This window comes from Streptomyces poriticola, from assembly GCF_036689765.1.
Lineage (GTDB): Bacteria > Actinomycetota > Actinomycetes > Streptomycetales > Streptomycetaceae > Streptomyces > Streptomyces poriticola.
In genome coordinates, this window is sequence record NZ_JBAGKH010000034.1 from 1 (window position 1) to 16,463 (window position 16,463).

A 16,463-nucleotide genomic window follows, 5' to 3' on the forward strand; every position below is an offset into this window, starting at 1 on the left:
CCCCGCTCGTGCGGGGGCCGGGCCCCGGCCGTTCCGCTCGCGATCCCCGGGCACGGGGCGGGCGCCGGGCCGCGGCTGGTACGGCGCGGGTCCGGGGATCAGGGAGAATGGGCGCCATGAGCGTTCGTACCCAGACATCCGAAGAGCCGGCCGAGGTCGTCCACCGGGCCGGCTTCGCCTGCTTCGTGGGCCGCCCCAACGCGGGCAAGTCCACCCTCACGAACGCTCTGGTCGGGCAGAAGGTGGCGATCACCTCGAACCGCCCGCAGACCACCCGGCACACCGTGCGGGGCATCGTGCACCGGCCGGACTCCCAGCTGATCCTGGTGGACACCCCGGGGCTGCACAAGCCGCGCACACTGCTCGGCGAGCGGCTGAACGACGTGGTCCGCACCACCTGGGCGGAGGTCGACGTGATCGGCTTCTGTCTGCCGGCGAACGAGAAGATCGGGCCCGGTGACCGGTTCATCGCCAAGGAGCTGGCGGGAATCCGGAAGACCCCGAAGATCGCGATCGTCACCAAGACCGACCTGGTGGACTCCAAGACCCTGGCCGAGCAGCTGATCGCGATCGACCGGCTCGGCAAGGAGCTGGGGATCACCTGGGCGGAGATCGTGCCGGTGTCGGCCACCGCGGGCAAGCAGGTGGATCTGCTGGCCGACCTGCTGGTCCCGCTGCTGCCGGAGGGTCCCGCCCTCTACCCGGAGGGTGACCTCACCGACGAGCCGGAGCAGGTCATGGTCGCCGAGCTGATCCGGGAGGCCGCGCTCGAGGGCGTACGGGACGAGTTGCCGCACTCCATCGCCGTGGTCGTCGAGGAGATGCTCCCGCGCGAGGACCGCCCCGCCGACAAGCCGCTGCTCGACATCCACGCGAACGTCTTCATCGAGCGGTCCAGCCAGAAGGGCATCATCATCGGCCCCAAGGGCAGGCGCCTGAAGGAGGTCGGGATCAAGTCCCGCAAGCACATCGAGGCGCTGCTGGGCACGCCGGTCTTCTTGGACCTGCATGTGAAGGTGGCCAAGGACTGGCAGCGCGACCCCAAACAGCTCCGGCGCCTCGGCTTCTGAGCCCGTCGTCGCCGGCGGGACCTGTGGACCCGTCGTCGCTGGCGGGACCTCTGGACCCGTCGTCGCCGGCAGGCCCTCCGGGCCCGTCGTCACGCGCGGGCTCAGCGCGACGGTGGGCGGAAGCCGATCGTCGGGACCGCTCTGCGCAGGGGCCAGGGCCGGATCAGGTCTTCCGGGACCAGGTCGGCGAGGAACGCGTACCGGCGCAGCGGTGACGGGTCCTGCACCTCGACCGACTGCACCGTGCGCCACCACGCCGCGATCTCGCACCAGCCGGGCGCCGACAGCGAGCCCCCGAACTCCTGGACGGACAGGGCGGCGGTCAGCCCGGCGAAGGCGAGCCGGTCGGCCAGTGGCCAGTCGGCCAGCGTGCCGGTGACGAAACCGGCGACGAACACGTCCCCGGCGCCGGTCGGGTCCAGCGCCTCGACCTCGATGGCGGGGACGTCGGCGGTCTCCCCCGTACGCCGGTCGACCGCGTAGGCGCCGTCGGCGCCGAGGGTGACGACCGCGACGGGAACATGCCGGGTCAGGGCGTGGGCGGCGGCGCGCGGGCAGTCGGTGCGGGTGTAGCGCATGGCCTCCTCGGCGTTGGGCAGGAACGCCTCGCAGTGGGCGAGATCGGGCAGGCTCGCCAGGTCCCAGGCCCCGGTGTCGTCCCAGCCGACGTCGGCGAAGATGCGGGTGCCCTTCGCCGCGGCCTGGGTGATCCACCGAGCGCGGTGGCCGGGAGTGAGCGAGGCGACGGCGGCCCGCGCGCGCGGCGGGCAGTCGGGGGCCGGTTCCTCCGGCGGGGGTTCGTGGCCGTGGGAGATCATCGTGCGCTCCCCCTCGTAGGCCATGGAGACCGTCACCGGGGAGTGCCATCCGGGCACGGTGCGTGAGAGCGCCAGGTCGATGCCCTCGCCCTGGGCCAGGGCGTCCCAGCAGTAGTCGCCGTAGTGATCGTCACCGAAGGCGGCGGCGAGGGAGGTGTGCAGGCCGAGGCGGGCCAGCGCGGTCGCCATGTTGGCCACCCCGCCGGGGCTCGACCCCATACCGCGGGCCCAGGACTCGGTGCCGCGCACCGGGGCGGAGTCGAGCCCGGTGAAGACGATGTCGAGGAAGACGGTCCCGGTGAGATACACGTCGCAGGGCGGATCGGCGGGGGCGCGCACGGCGGCCAGGGGGTCGACCTGCGGGTGGCGGTGCGACCGGCCGTCGGCGTGGCCGCCGGACCCGGTGGCGACCGCGGGCGGGGTGGACACGGTGGACGCTGTCACGGTGCGCTCCCTGACACGGAGTGGCATGGTGCGGATCAGGCCAGTGTGCACCAAGCCTCTGACAGCCCGCTCTTGTCCCGCTCACCCCTGCGGCCCACCGGGCCGCGCATCCGTCGACGGCGCATGCGAATACCCAGAGGTCCGAGCACTAAACCAAGTGTGATCTAGATCACGTCTCTCGGCTTCGCTCGCCGCTCCCCGCGCTTGATACAAATTGCCCGCGCGTTCCTGTCCGTCGACGGTCGTCGCTCCCTCCCGCTGCCACGGCCCCTCGCTGTCGCGGCCTCCCCGCTGTCGCACCCCTTCCCTTCGCATGCCCTGGGAACGCCCGTGTTCGCCCCTCGCCCCACCACCCCGTGGCCCCTGGTCGCCCTCTTCACAGCCGGGTACCTCGCCCCGTATCTGCTGCCCACCACCGTCGGCAGGCTGGACACCGGACTGCCGCTGACCGCCACTCAGGCCGGCGCCGTCGGCAGCGCGCTGCTGCTGAGTTCGGCCTCGGCGGGTTTCCTGCTCGCCTCCCGGGTGGAGCGCACCGGGGCGCGGACGCTGGCCCGGTTCGGGCTCTCCCTGGCCGCTCTCGGCTACGGCGCCGCCGCGCTCACCACCGCGGTCCCGGCCGTCGTCGCCGGTGCGGTCGTCGGCGGGTTCGGCTCCGGTACGGCCATGACCGTCGCCGCCGGCCGGATCGCCGACGAACGGGATCCGCACCGGGCGTCCACGCTGGGTCTGCTCACCGTGTCCGCGCTGGCCGGCGCGGTCTATCTGACGGTTCCGCGGCTCGGCCCCGGCCACGGAGTTCCGATGGCGGCGATCGCGCTGGCGGCGCTGGCCGTGTGGCCGCTGACCGGCCGGCTGCCCGGCGCGGCGCACGACGGCGACGAGGGCCGTGTCCCTCGGGCCGGGGCCGGCCGGGGCAGCTCCCCGCTCCCCCGGCGCCGTTCGGGGCTGGTGCTCGCCGCCGCCATGGCGTGCTGGGCGCTCGCGCAGAACTCCCTGTGGGGCGTCAGCGGCCGGATCGGCCTGGAGCAGGCGCATCTGGGAGAGGCCGCGCTGGGCGCGGTGTTCGCCGTGGCGCTGGGCGCGGGGCTGGTCGGGGTGCTGACGGCCGGGGTGCTCGGGGCACGGCTGGGGCGCGCGGTGCCGATCGGCGCGGGGACGGTGCTGATCGCCGCCTGCGTCGCTGTGACCGCGTCCGCGACCGGGCCCGCGGCGTTCACCGCCGGGCAGATCGCCTGGAACACGCTCTACCCGGTGGTGCTGTCGTACCTGATCGGGCTCGCCGCCTCACTGGACTCCCGTGGCCGGTGGGCGGTGCTGGTCGGGTCTGCGGCCTCGCTGGGCACCGCGGCCGGACCGCTGGCCGGCGGGGTGCTCTCCGCTCAGGCCGGGTTCCCGGTGATGGGCGTGGTGCTGGGCGCCGCACTGCTGCTGGCCGCGGTGCCGATGACCGCCGTGGCGCTGCACACCGGCGGGCGCCCGCTGCTGCCCGGCGCAGTGCGCCGCCGGGGCGGCCACCCGGCGGCCGTGGTCGCCGCGGCCACCGGCACGCCGAGCGGCGCGGTGCCGGAGGTCGGTGCTCCGGAGCAGCCGGTGGTGGAGATCCCGGTGGACGCCCCGGCCGTCCCGGTCCAGCGGGACTACGGCACCGCGGGGCCGCGGCACTCGGCGACCGCACCCGGGTCCGGCACGGACTGAGCGCCGCAGGACGGCCGGGCCCTGCCGAACGCGCCAGGCCCTACCCGAAGGTGTACGCCTCCACCTCCGCTAGGCAGCGGGCCCGGCGCTCCTCGTCGTCGTCCAGGAAGGCGGCGTGGAAGGAGTTCCGGGCCAGGTCGCGCAGCCGCTCCTCGGACAGGCCGAGGGTGTCGCGGACGGCGTCGAAGTTGTCCCCGGCGTAGCCACCGAAGTAGGCCGGGTCGTCGGAGTTGACGGTGCACATCAGGCCGGCGTCCAGCATGGCGGGAAGCGGGTGGTCGGCGAGGGCGTCGACGGTGCGCAGCCGGACGTTGGACAGCGGGCACAGGGTGAGCGGGACCCGGTCCCGCACCAGCCGCTCCACCAGCTCCGGGTCCTCGGTGCAGCGCAGCCCGTGGTCGACGCGCTCGACGCCGAGCACGTCCAGGGCCTCGGTGATGTACTCCGGCGGGCCCTCCTCACCCGCGTGCGCGACCCGGCGCAGCCCGAGGGCGGTCGCGGCCTCGTACACCTCGCGGAACTTCGCCGGCGGATGACCCGTCTCGGCGGAGTCCAGGCCGACGCCCGTGATCCGGCCGAGGTACGGCTGAGCGGCCCGCAGCGTACGCATCGCCGACTCGGCGGTCTCGTCCCGCAGGAAGCACATGATCAGCCGGGTGGAGACGCCGTGCTTCTCCTCGCTGCGGCCCAGCGCCCGCCACAGCCCCTCGACGACCGTGTCCATGCCGACTCCGCGGGCGAGATGCGCCTGCGGGTCGAAGAAGATCTCCGCGTGCCGCACGCCCTGCGCGGCGGCGCGGGCCAGATAGGCGTCGGCGAGGTCCGCGAAGTCCTGCTCGGTGCGCAGGACCGCCATCAGCTCGTAGTACAGGTTCAGGAAGGACTGCAGGTCGGTGAAGCGGTAGGCCTCGCGGAGGGCGTCCGTGCCGGCGTAGGGCAGCGGCACACCGTTGCGCCCGGCCAGCTCGAAGGCCAGCTCAGGCTCCAGGGTACCTTCGATATGCAGGTGCAGTTCGGCTTTGGGCAGAGGCATCAGAGCATCGTACGAGGGTGTCACCGGCGTTTCGGTACCGCCACCCGCAGCAGATCATGGGCCACGGTCAGCTCGCCGGCGTATCCGGCGGCCCGCGCCTGCCGCTCGAACTCCTCCGGGTCGGTGTAGCGCTGGCTGAAGTGGGTGAGGACCAGGTGCCGTACGCCCGCGTCCCGGGCCGCGCGGGCCGCCTGGCCGGCGGTCAGATGACCGTGCTCCACGGCGAGTTCCTCGTCGTCGTCGAGGAACGTCGACTCGATCACCAGCAGGTCGCAGCCCTCGGCGAGCGCGTGCACGCCCTCGCACAGCCGGGTGTCCATGATGAACGCGAACCGCTGGCCGCGCCGCACCTCGCTGACGTCCTCCAGGCGTACGCCGTTCAGTTCGCCCGCGCGTTGGATGCGGCCCACGTCGGGGCCCTTGATGCCGTGCGCGGCGAGCCGGTCGGGCAGCATACGGCGGCCGTCGGGCTCGGTGAGCCGGTAACCGAAGGACTCCACGGGGTGGGAGAGCCGGTGGGCCCGCAGGGTGTAGGCGGGGGTGACCGCGACGGTGCCGTCGATGTCGACCGGGGCCTCGGTGAGGTCGACGGTCTCGCGGTAGGCGGTGGCGTACCGGAGCCGGTCGAAGAAGCGCTGGCCGGAGCGCGGGTAGTGGGCGGTGATCCCGTGCGGCACCCGGTCGAGGTTGATGCGCTGGATCACCCCGGCCAGGCCGAGGCTGTGGTCGCCGTGGAAGTGGGTGACGCAGATCCGGTTCAGGTCGTGCGCGGCGACCCCGGCGCGCAGCATCTGGCGCTGGGTGCCCTCGCCGGGGTCGAACAGGATGCCTTCGCCGTCCCAGCGCAGCAGGTAGCCGTTGTGGTTGCGGTGCCGGGTCGGGACCTGGCTGGCAGTGCCCAGGACCACCAGTTCACGTACGGACAACTGTGCCTACCCGGGGGGCCATTCCATGCCGCGGCCGCCCAGCACGTGCGCGTGGGCGTGCCACACGGTCTGGCCGGCGCCGCTGCCGGTGTTGAAGACGACGCGGTAGCTCTCCAGCTTCTCCTCGTCGGCGACCGCCTGCGTCTCGCGCAGCACGTCCGCGGCGAGGGCGGGCTCGGCGGTGGCCAGCGCGGCGGCGTCCCGGTGGTGGGCCTTGGGGATCACCAGGATGTGCGTGGGAGCCTGCGGGTTGATGTCGCGGAAGGCGACGGTGGTGTCCGTCTCCCGGACGATCGTCGCCGGGATCTGCCCCGCGACGATCTTGCAGAACAGACAGTCGTCCTGCGGTTCCCCAGCCATGGGACCTCCTCACGCCGGTGATCTCTTCCAAGGGCATCGTATCCACCCTGCGCGGGCAGTCGTTCCCGCCTGTGCCCACCCGTGGCGTCCCTGGGCACCTCCCGGGCCTCGCGGCACCGGGGAGGTGCTCCGGCCCGCTCGCCGGCGCTAGGGCAGGCCCGGGGGCGTCTTCGCGGGGGTCCGCTCCAGGGCCGCGAGGGCGAGTCGGACGGCCTCGTCGAGCTGGGGGTCGCGGCCGGCGGCGTGGTCCTGCGGGCGGTGCGGTACCTCGACGTCCGGGTCGACGCCGTGGTTCTCCACGCCCCACCCGTACCCCTCCAGCCAGAAGGCGTACTTGGGCTGGGTGACCAGCGTGCCGTCGACCAGCCGGTAGCGGCTGTCGATACCGACGACTCCGCCCCAGGTCCGCGTGCCGACCACCGGGCCGAGCCCGAGTGCCTTGATCGCGGCGTTGACGATGTCGCCGTCGGAGCCGGAGAACTCGTTGGCGACGGCGACCACCGGGCCGCGCGGCGCGTCCCGCGGGTAGCTCTCGGCACGCATGCCACGCGGCAGGTCCCAGCCGACGATCCGGCGGGCCAGTTTCTCGACGACCAGCTGGGAGGTGTGGCCGCCGCGGTTCTCCCGGACGTCCACGACCAGTCCCTCGCGGGCGACCTCGACGCGCAGGTCGCGGTGGATCTGCGCCCAGCCGGGCGCCTGCATGTCGGGTACGTGGAGGTAGCCGAGCCGGCCGCCGGAGTGCTCGTGGACGTAGGCACGCCGGTCGGCGACCCAGGCGTGGTAGCGCAGGGGTTCCTCGTCGGCGAGCGGGATCACCACGGCGTGCCGCGGTTCGCCGCCGCCGGACGGGAGGATCGTCAGCTCCACCGGCTTGCCCGCCGTGCCGACCAGCAGCGGCCCGGGGCCGGCGACCGGGTCGACGGGCTGCCCGGCGACCGCGACGATCGTGTCGCCCGCACGGACGGCGACGCCGGGCGCGGCGAGCGGGGAGCGGGCGTCGGGGTCGGAGGTCTCCGAGGGAAGCACGCGGTCGATGCGCCAGGCGCCGTCCTCGTGGCGGGAGAGGTCGGCGCCGAGCAGGCCCTGGCGGGCGCCGGAGCCGTGACCGCCGCGGGGGATGACGTAGGCGTGCGAGGTGCCGAGTTCGCCCTGCACCTCCCACAGCAGGTCGACCAGGTCGTCGTGGGTGGCGAGCCGGTCGAGGACGGGACGGTAGCGGTCCAGCACGCCGTCCCAGTCGACGCCGCTCATGTCGGGCCGCCAGAAGTTGTCCCGCATGATGCGGCCGGTCTCCTCGTACATCTGCCGCCACTCGACCGCCGGGTCGATGGTCTGGCGTACCCGGGAGAGGTCGACGGTGATGTTGGTGTCGCTGTCCTCGTCGTTGGAGGCGCGGCGGTCGCTGGGGACGACCTTCAGCCGGCCGTCGGTCCACAGCAGCACCCGCTTGCCGTCGCCGCTGACCTCGAAGTGGTCGGCGTCGGCGGCGAGATGCTCGATGCGCTGCTGGGCGAGGTCGTAGCGCTCCAGATCGCTCTTGGGGTCGGGGTCCTCGGGGGTGGCGCGGGAGGCACCGAGCACGCCGGTGACGGGGTGCCGCAGCCAGAGCACGCCGTCCTTGGCGGCGCGCAGGTCGGTGTAGCGGGCGGCCTCCACGGGGAACGGCACGATCCGGTCGGCGAGTCCCTCCAGGTCGACGCGGGTGGCGGGGGTGCCCTCGCTGTCGGGGGTCTCGTCCTTGTCGGGTGCCTCGAAGGGGCGGCCGTGCCGCTGCGGGCCGAACGGCGACGGGGTGGTCGCGGCGAGCGTGATCAGGTAGGGGCGGGCGCCCTCGACGAACGCGAGGTCGAAGACGTGCTCGTCGTAGACCGGGTCGAAGGCGCGGGCGGACAGGAACGCGAGGTGCTTGCCGTCGAGGGTGAAGGCGGGCGCGTAGTCCTGGAAACGCAGCGGGGTGGCCTCGGTGACCGTCAGGTCGGTGGTGTCGGCGAGCCTGAGCTGGGACAGCGGGCGCGGGCCGGGGTGGGACCAGGCGAGCCAGGCCGAGTCGGGTGAGAAGACCAGCCCGGACACGTCGCCGTCCGCGCTGCGGTCGACCTCGCGGACCTCGCCGGTCTCGCGTTCGACGAGCAGGACGCGCCCGTCGTGGGAGGCGACGGCGGCGCGGCTGCCGTCGGGCGCCATGGCCAGTTCCAGCACCCGGCCCAGATGTCCGGCGGCAAGCCGGCGCGGGGTGGCGCCGGGCAGCAGGCCGGTGGCGGGAGCGAACTCCAGCGCGTCGTCGCCCTCGGCGTCGGTCACCCACACCACCCACTCCTCGCCCTCGGCGCGGAAGGTGCGCGGCAGCCGGGCGCGGACACCGGGGGTCGCCGCCAGCGCGCGGGCGGGACCGGAGCGGTGGGTGACCCAGTGCACGCCGCCGCGGACGGCGACGGCGCTGCCGCGGGCGGTGTGGTCGGGAGCGGCGGAGCCGAAGAAACGCGTGACGTTCACCGGGTAGGGCTGCAGGTCGACGCGCGAACCGCCGAGCCGGACGTCGAGGCGGCGCGGCTCGGCGCCGTCGAGGTCGTCCAGCACCCACAGCTCACCGGCGCTGGAGTACACGACGCGGCGGCCGTCGGTGGCGGCGTGCCGGGCGTAGAACCCGTCGAGAGCGGTGTGCCGGCGCAGGTCGGAGCCGTCGGCGAGGGAGGAGTACAGCGCGCCGGTGCCCTCGTGGTCGCAGAGGAACGCGACGCGCTCCCCCACCCACAGCGGGTACTCGATGTTGCCGTCGAGCCCTTCGTGCAGCCGCACGAACTCCCCACTGCCGTCGGGGTCGATCCACAGCCGGCCCGCGGTGCCGCCCCGGTACCGCTTCCACCAGGCGGCCTCGCGGCCCCCGGCGGACAGCAGCACGGTGTGCGGCCCGTAGGCGACGTCGCCGACCGGTCCGTAGGGCAGGGCGGCGGCCGGTCCGCCGTCCAGCGGGACGGCGCGGGCCCAGGTGCGGCGCAGGCTGGCCTGGCCGTGGGTGCTGATGGCCAGGACGCGCCCGTCGGGGGTCCAGCCGCGCACCTGGGTCCTGATGCTCCCCCAGTGGGTGAGGCGGGTGGCGGGTCCGCCGTCGACGGGCGCGATGTGCACCTCGGGGGCGCCGTCGCGGGTGGAGGTCCAGGCGACGGTGGTGCCGTCGGGCGAGATGCGGGGCTGGGTCACCGGCACGTTGTCGGCGCTGACCCGCCAGGCCCGGCCACCGTCGAGCGGGGCGAGCCAGACGTCGTCCTCGGCGGTGAAGGCGACCGACTCGCCGTGCGGGTGCGGAAACCGGAGGTAGGCAGGCGCTGCGGACTGTGTCACGCCCTCACCCTATGCAGCGGGGGCGCGGCCGGACAGGGGTTTGGATCAGTTCGGATCGCTTGCCCCCGGGCCGGCAGCCGGGGTGTTCCCGGCACCGGACGGTCCTGGTGACGGTCACGGCGGCGGTGGACCGGGGCCCGCTCCGCCCCGGATCGCCGTTCCGGCAGTCCCCGGACGACGCGCGGCAGCCGTGCCGGCGCACCCCGGCGTCGCGCCGCGCCAGGTCCCGGGTCCCGGTCACACCGGTGGGGTGGGCGACGGAGGCGGAGCTCAGCCCGCCGGGCCCACGGGCCCCAGCTCAGCCCGCCGGGCTCACCGGCCCCAGCTCAGCCCAGCCCGCCGGGCTCACCGGCCCCCGCCCCACGCGACGGGGAGCCGGACGGTCAGGGCGGTCGCGGCCACCGGCACCATCCACCGCCCGTGCGCCGCGGGCCACATCCCCTCGGGCCCGCCCGTGGAGGGCAGCCTGCCACCGTGCCCGCCGCACCGGTGGAGTGCATACGGCCACTCCTCGGGACCCCGGCGGGGGTGCGGAGATCAGCCCCAGCGGCCGGTGCGGCCCAGCAGCAGGGCCGTCGCCGCCGTGCCGGCGGTGGAGGTGCGCAGGACGGTGCGGCCCAGGACGCAGGGCCTGGCACCGGACCGGGCGAAGAGGGCCAACTCCTCCGGGGAGACGCCTCCCTCGGGGCCCACGACGAGCACGATGTCGCCGGTGGTGGGGAGTTCGGCGGTGGCCAGGGGCTCGTCGCCGGTCTCGTGGAGCACGGCGGCGAGGTCGGCGTCGGCGAGGAGAGCCGCGACCTGCTTGGTGGTGGCCAGGTCGGCGATCTCGGGGAAGCGGGTCCGGCGGGACTGCTTGCCCGATTCACGGGCCGTCGCACGCCACTTGGCGAGGGCCTTCAGTCCCCGGTCGCCCTTCCACTGGGTGATGCAGCGGGACGCCGCCCACGGTACGACGGCGTCGACGCCGACCTCGGTCATGGTCTCGACCGCGAGTTCGCCGCGGTCGCCCTTGGGGAGCGCCTGTACGACGGTGATGCGGGGCTGCTCGGGGGGTTCCTCGTGGACCTCGGCGAGGTTCCCGACCACCAGGCGGTCCTTGCCCTCGGCCGCCGTGACCACGCCCTCGGACCAGCGCCCGCGCCCGTCGGTGAGGACGACCCCCTCGCCCGGCCGGAGCCGTTTGACGGAGACGGCGTGCCGTCCCTCGGGGCCGTCGAGGACGTACTCCCCGCCGGGCAGGTCGGACGGACCGAGGGAGTCGACCACGAACACCGGTGCCGTCATCGGCCCGCCCCTCCCGCGACGCGGCCCGACAACGCTGTCCCGGCGGCGGCGAGTTCGGCCATCAGCACCTCCACGAGCTGCCCGGCGGGCAGCTCCCGGGCCATCCGATGGCCCTGTCCCGCCCACAGTGCCATGCCCTGGGCGTCACCGGCCTTGGCCGCGGCCTTGCGCAGCGGGCTGGTGAGGTGGTGCACCTCCGGGTAGGCGGCGGGCGCGTACGGGCCGTGCTCGCGCAGGAAGCGGTTGACCAGGCCGCGGGCCGGGCGCCCGGAGAAGGCGCGGGTCAGCTCGGTGCGGACGAACAGCGGGTTGGTCAGCGCCTGCTTGTGCAGGGTGTGCGCACCGGACTCGGAGGTGGCGAGGAAAGCGGTGCCGAGCTGGGCCGCGTCGGCGCCGGCCGCGAGCGCCGCGGCGATCTGGGCGCCGCGCATGATGCCGCCGGCGGCGATGACCGGCAGGCTCACCGCCTCGCGGACCTGGGTGACCAGCGACAGCAGGCCGATCCCGGAGCCGTCGGCCTCCGGCAGGTCCCGGTGGGTGCCCTGGTGGCCGCCGGCCTCCACACCCTGGGCGATCACCGCGTCGGCGCCGGACCGCTCCACGGCGCGTGCCTCCTCCGCGGTGGTCGCGGTGACCAGGGTGAAGGTGCCGACGCGGTGCAGGGAGTCGATGGTCTCCCGGCTCGGGACGCCGAAGTGGAAGGAGACCACCGGCACCGGGTTGTCGAGGAGGACGGCGAGCTTGGTGTCGTAGCCGTCGTCCCGGCCGCTGTCCCGGTCGCCGAGCTCGGTCTCGTACCAGCCGGCCTCACCGGCGAGCTGGTGGGCGTAGGCGTCGACGGCGGCGGGGTCCGCGGTCTCCGGCTGCGGCATGAAGAGGTTGACGCCGAAGGGGCGGGAGGTCAGTCCGCGCAGCTGCTTGATCTCCTGGTACATCCCGTCGGCGGTCTTGTAGCCGGCCGCCAGGAAACCGAGCCCCCCGGCCTCGCAGACGGCGGCGGCGAGCCGCGGCACGGAGACGCCGCCCGCCATCGGAGCCTGCACGATCGGACAGGGGAAGTGATCGGTCAGTGCGGAGGACATGACGGCATGTTGCCACGTCCTCCGATCAGGTCCGAATCCGGCCTTCCGTTGGCATACGCCAGGAGCATCCGCGGAAATCGCGCCCCGTCCGGCGCTCGAGGAGGAGGGCGTTCGGGCCGGGGTGGAGGGCTGGAGTGGAGGGCCGGGGGCGACAGCCCCCGGGGACGGCCGGGGCCGGGCAGGAGTGGCAGGGGCGAACCCACCGCCCGCGGCCACCCCGTCGTCGGCGGCCGTTGCCCCGACCGCCGCGACGAGGTCCACCCGGCCTCACCGGCCGTTGAACGCGTCCTTCAACCGCGAGAACAGACCTTGCTGACCCGGTTGGCTGAATCTGCCCGGGGGACGACCCCCGGACCCCCGGCAGCCCCCCGGCCGACGACAACAGACCGACCAGACCCACTCCCGCCCCAGCACCCCGCCACCGACCGCCGCGACGAGAACCACCCCGGCCTCACCGGCCGTTGAACGCGTCCTTCAACCGCGAGAACAGACCTTGCTGACCCGGTTGGAACTGGCCCGTGGGGCGTTCCTCGCCGCGGAGCTTGGCCAGTTCGCGCAGCAGCCGCTCCTGCTCGGGGTCGAGCTTGGACGGCGTCTGGACCTCGACGTGGACGATGAGGTCGCCCCGGCCGCCGCCGCGCAGATGGGTGACGCCCCGGCCGTGCAGCGGGATGGACTGGCCGGACTGGGTGCCGGGCCGGATGTCGACCTCCTCCATGCCGTCCAGCGTCTCCAGCGGCACCTTGGTGCCGAGGGCCGCCGCCGTCATCGGGATGGTGACCGTGCAGTGCAGGTCGTCGCCGCGGCGCTGGAACACCGCGTGCGGGAGCTCGTGGATCTCGACGTACAGGTCGCCCGCGGGACCGCCGCCGGGGCCGACCTCGCCCTCGCCGGCCAGCTGGATCCGGGTGCCGTTGTCGACACCGGCCGGGATCTTCACCGTCAGGGTGCGGCGGGAGCGGATGCGGCCGTCGCCGGCGCACTCCGGGCAGGGGGTCGGGACGACCGTGCCGAAGCCCTGGCACTGGGGGCAGGGGCGGGAGGTCATGACCTGGCCCAGGAAGGACCGGGTGACCTGGGAGACCTCCCCCCGGCCGCGGCACATGTCGCACGTCTGCGCCGAGGTGCCGGGCGCCGCGCCCTCGCCGCTGCAGGTGGTGCAGACGACGGCCGTGTCGACCTGGATGTCCTTGGTCGTGCCGAACGCGGCCTCGTCCAGCTCGACCTCGATGCGGATCATGGCGTCCTGGCCACGGCGGGTGCGCGAGCGCGGTCCGCGCTGCGACGCCGTGCCGAAGAACGCGTCCATGATGTCGGAGAAGTTCCCGAAGCCGCCGGCGCCGAAGCCACCGGCCCCGCCGCCCGCGCCCGCCTGCGAGAGCGGGTCCCCACCGAGGTCGTAGACCTGCTTCTTCTGCGGGTCCGACAGCACCTCGTAGGCGGCGTTGATCTCCTTGAACCGCTCCTGGGTCTTCGGATCCGGATTCACGTCCGGGTGCAGCTCGCGTGCGAGCCGCCGGAAGGCCTTCTTGATCTCATCCTGCGACGCGTCGCGGCGCACGCCGAGAACGGCGTAGTAGTCCGTGGCCACCTACGACTCCGCCAGGATCTGTCCGACGTACCGTGCCACTGCGCGTACCGCTCCCATCGTTCCCGGGTAGTCCATGCGGGTCGGTCCGACCACGCCGAGCTTGGCAACCGCCTCGCCGCCCGAACCGTAGCCCACCGACACGACGGACGTGGAGTTGAGTCCTTCGTGGGCGTTCTCATGACCGATACGGACGGTCACGCCCGGATCCTTCGCCTCGCCGAGCAGCTTGAGGAGCACCATCTGCTCCTCCAGTGCCTCCAGCACCGGCCGGATCATGAGGGGGAAGTCATGCCCGAAGCGGGTGAGATTGGCGGTGCCGCCGATCATCAGCCGCTCCTCGTTCTCCTCGACCAGTGTCTCCAGGAGAGTGGAGAGCACGGTGGAGACCGTACCGCGGTCCTCCCGGTCGAAGGCCTCCGGCAGATCCTCCACCAGCGTCGGCACATCCGTGAAGCGGCGGCCCGCGACCCGGCTGTTGAGCCGCGCGCGCAGGTCCGCCAGCGACGTCTCGCCGAACGGCGCCGGACAGTCCACCATCCGCTGCTCCACCCGCCCGGTGTCCGTGATCAGCACGAGCATCAGACGCGCGGGCGCGAGCGAGAGCAGCTCCACGTGCCGCACGGTCGAGCGGGTCAGCGACGGGTACTGCACGACGGCGACCTGCCGGGTGAGCTGCGCCAGCAGCCGCACCGTCCGGGCCACCACGTCGTCGAGGTCGACGGCGCCCTCCAGGAAGTTCTGGATGGCGCGGCGCTCCGGCGCGGTCATGGGCTTGACGGCGGCGAGCCGGTCGACGAAGAGCCGGTAGCCCTTGTCGGTGGGGATGCGCCCGGCGCTGGTGTGCGGCTGGGCGATGAACCCCTCCTCCTCCAGGGCCGCCATGTCGTTGCGCACGGTGGCCGGGGAGACGCCGAGGTTGTGCCGTTCGGTGAGGGCCTTGGAGCCGACGGGCTCCTCGGTGCCGACGTAGTCCTGGACGATGGCGCGCAGTACCTCCAGCCTGCGTTCGCTGAGCATCGCGCACACCTCCCGAAGTCGTCGGCCCGGCTTCCCCTCCTGGCACTCGGCGCGTGCGAGTGCCAGACTTCCCCGGCCAGTGTACGGCCGTGGGGTACGCCTCGGGCAAGGCCCGGCCTGCGCCGTCGTGCCCGGACCGGCCGTCCCCGTTAGCGTCGCGGTATGACGGTGACTTGGGAAGAGCTGGGATGGGAGAGGGTGGCGGCCGGTGTGGGGCGGTGCCGGCTGCCGGTGTGGGACTGCACGGCGGGGCTCGTCGTGGGCCGGGGCGCGGCGCTGCTGATCGACGCGGGGGCGAGCCTGGGCGAGGGCGCCCGGTTGCGTGCCGAGGCGCAGGCGCTCGCCGGTCATCGTGTGACGCATCTCGCGCTGACCCATCCACATTTCGATCATGTGCTCGGCGCGGGGGCGTTCGCGGGCGCGGAGGTGTACGGCGCGGTGGGCGTGGACACCGTGCTCGGATCCGGCTCCGGACGGGACGAGCTGCGGGCGGATGCGGTGTCCCACGGTCTGGACGCGCTCCGGGCCGAGGAGGCCGTGGACGCGCTGGCGCCGGTCCGGCACCGGGTGTGCGGCGAGTGGACGCTCGACCTGGGCGGCGGCCGGCAGGTGCTGCTGGCCAACCTGGGTCCGGCACACACGGCGCACGATCTGGCGGTGCTGGTGCCGGGCGACCCGGAGGTGGTGTTCTGCGGTGACCTGGTCGAGGAGTCCGGGCAGCCGCAGGCGGGCCCGGACGCGGTGCCGTCGCACTGGCCCGCCGCCCTGGACCGGCTCCTCGGGCTCGGCGGCGAGGACGCGTGGTATGTGCCCGGTCACGGAGCCGTGGTGGACGCGGCGTTCGTGCGTGCGCAGCGGGACGCGCTGGCGGAACGCTTCGGCGTGTCGTGCTGATCGCTGCGCCGGAATTCCTCGTATCGTCGGCCGAATGCGCCAGTACTCCGCCGATCTGACCCCGCCGTGGAAGAAGCCGCAGCCGGTGCCGGAGGTCCCCGCCGATCCCGGTCTGGTGGTCGAGGAGCCCGGCACCGGGTTCTGCGGAGCGGTGATCGGCTGCGAGGCGGGCACGGTGACCCTGGAGGACCGTTTCGGCAAACACCGGGTCTTCCCGATGGAACCGCGCGGCTTCCTGCTGGAGGGGCGGGTGGTGACGCTGGTGCGGCCGTCGTCCGGTCCGGTGCGGCCCACCCGTACGGCGTCGGGGTCGGTGGCGGTTCCGGGGGCCCGCGCGCGGGTGGCGCGCGCCGGGCGCATCTACGTCGAGGGGCGGCACGACGCCGAGCTGGTCGAGCAGGTCTGGGGCGACGACCTGCGCATCGAGGGGGTGGTGGTGGAGTACCTGGAGGGTGTCGACGACCTGCCCTCCATCGTCGCCGACTTCGCTCCGGGGCCGGACGCGCGGCTGGGGGTGCTGGTGGACCATCTGGTGCCGGGTTCGAAGGAGTGGCGCATCGCGGAGGCGGTGACGAGCGAGCACGCGCTGGTCGTGGGCCACCCGTACGTCGACATCTGGGAGGCGGTGAAGCCGTCGTCGCTGGGGATCGAGGGCTGGCCCCGGGTGCCGCACGGTCAGGACTGGAAGACGGGGGTGTGCCGGGCGCTGGGGTGGCCGGCCGAGAACACCGGGGCGGTGTGGCAGGCGATCCTGGCGCGGGTGGGGTCGTACAAAGACCTGGAGCCGGAGTTGCTGGGCGGTGTGGAACGTCTCATCGACCATGTCACCGAGCCCTGAACGTCGTCCCGTCGCCGGCGGCGGGGACCTGGTGGGCCGCTCTCCGCCGCTGCGGATCCGGTC

At 73.9% G+C, this 16,463-nt stretch carries 13 protein-coding genes; 4 read left to right on the forward strand and 9 right to left on the reverse strand.

Annotated features, from left to right (window positions below; genetic code table 11):
• Nucleotides 1-116 precede the first annotated feature (116 nt).
• A complete protein-coding gene (era, locus tag V5O46_RS27675; protein WP_332887441.1) occupies nucleotides 117-1,070 on the forward strand; it encodes a GTPase Era in 954 nt (317 codons plus the stop codon).
• Nucleotides 1,071-1,171: 101 nt separating this feature from the next.
• On the opposite strand, the gene V5O46_RS27680 is transcribed toward era, so the two are convergent.
• Nucleotides 1,172-2,359 (reverse strand): carbohydrate kinase family protein, encoded by a 1,188-nt coding sequence (locus V5O46_RS27680; protein ID WP_408649071.1) that lies wholly within the window; start codon nucleotides 2,357-2,359, stop codon nucleotides 1,172-1,174.
• 303 nt (nucleotides 2,360-2,662) lie between these two features.
• Between V5O46_RS27680 and V5O46_RS27685 the strand changes: the two genes are divergently transcribed.
• A complete protein-coding gene (locus V5O46_RS27685; protein ID WP_332887443.1) occupies nucleotides 2,663-4,030 on the forward strand; it encodes an MFS transporter in 1,368 nt (455 codons plus the stop codon).
• A 40-nt stretch (nucleotides 4,031-4,070) separates the two neighbouring features.
• On the opposite strand, the gene V5O46_RS27690 is transcribed toward V5O46_RS27685, so the two are convergent.
• The 8 genes from V5O46_RS27690 to hrcA form a co-directional block, all read right to left on the reverse strand.
• A complete protein-coding gene (locus tag V5O46_RS27690; protein WP_332887444.1) occupies nucleotides 4,071-5,063 on the reverse strand; it encodes an adenosine deaminase in 993 nt (330 codons plus the stop codon).
• A 20-nt stretch (nucleotides 5,064-5,083) separates the two neighbouring features.
• Entirely contained in the window at nucleotides 5,084-5,989 is a 906-nt protein-coding gene (locus V5O46_RS27695) for a ribonuclease Z (protein WP_332887445.1), read from the reverse strand.
• 6 nt (nucleotides 5,990-5,995) lie between these two features.
• Entirely contained in the window at nucleotides 5,996-6,349 is a 354-nt protein-coding gene (locus V5O46_RS27700; RefSeq protein ID WP_332887446.1) for a histidine triad nucleotide-binding protein, read from the reverse strand.
• Nucleotides 6,350-6,496: 147 nt separating this feature from the next.
• Nucleotides 6,497-9,691, reverse strand: coding sequence for a S41 family peptidase (locus V5O46_RS27705; protein ID WP_332887447.1), 3,195 nt, complete (start codon nucleotides 9,689-9,691; stop codon nucleotides 6,497-6,499).
• Nucleotides 9,692-10,228: 537 nt separating this feature from the next.
• Nucleotides 10,229-10,978: a 16S rRNA (uracil(1498)-N(3))-methyltransferase gene (locus V5O46_RS27710; RefSeq protein WP_332887448.1), complete on the reverse strand. Its 750-nt coding sequence runs from the start codon at nucleotides 10,976-10,978 to the stop codon at nucleotides 10,229-10,231.
• Entirely contained in the window at nucleotides 10,975-12,060 is a 1,086-nt protein-coding gene (locus V5O46_RS27715) for a nitronate monooxygenase (RefSeq protein WP_332887449.1), read from the reverse strand. The genes V5O46_RS27710 and V5O46_RS27715 overlap by 4 nt, the downstream gene beginning before the upstream one ends.
• 451 nt (nucleotides 12,061-12,511) lie before the next feature.
• Nucleotides 12,512-13,651 (reverse strand): molecular chaperone DnaJ, encoded by a 1,140-nt coding sequence (gene dnaJ, locus V5O46_RS27720; RefSeq protein ID WP_332887450.1) that lies wholly within the window; start codon nucleotides 13,649-13,651, stop codon nucleotides 12,512-12,514.
• Nucleotides 13,652-14,668, reverse strand: coding sequence for a heat-inducible transcriptional repressor HrcA (gene hrcA, locus V5O46_RS27725; protein ID WP_332887451.1), 1,017 nt, complete (start codon nucleotides 14,666-14,668; stop codon nucleotides 13,652-13,654).
• Between the two features lie 162 nt (nucleotides 14,669-14,830).
• On the opposite strand from hrcA, the gene V5O46_RS27730 reads away from it, so the two are divergent.
• Both V5O46_RS27730 and V5O46_RS27735 read left to right on the forward strand, forming a co-directional pair.
• On the forward strand, nucleotides 14,831-15,562 hold the full coding sequence (locus V5O46_RS27730) for an MBL fold metallo-hydrolase (RefSeq protein WP_332887452.1): 732 nt from the start codon (nucleotides 14,831-14,833) through the stop codon (nucleotides 15,560-15,562).
• Between the two features lie 34 nt (nucleotides 15,563-15,596).
• The gene (locus V5O46_RS27735; protein ID WP_332887453.1) at nucleotides 15,597-16,400 is read left to right on the forward strand and encodes a DUF3097 domain-containing protein; all 804 of its coding nucleotides are present in this window, start codon (nucleotides 15,597-15,599) and stop codon (nucleotides 16,398-16,400) included.
• The last annotated feature ends 63 nt before the right edge of the window (nucleotides 16,401-16,463 follow it).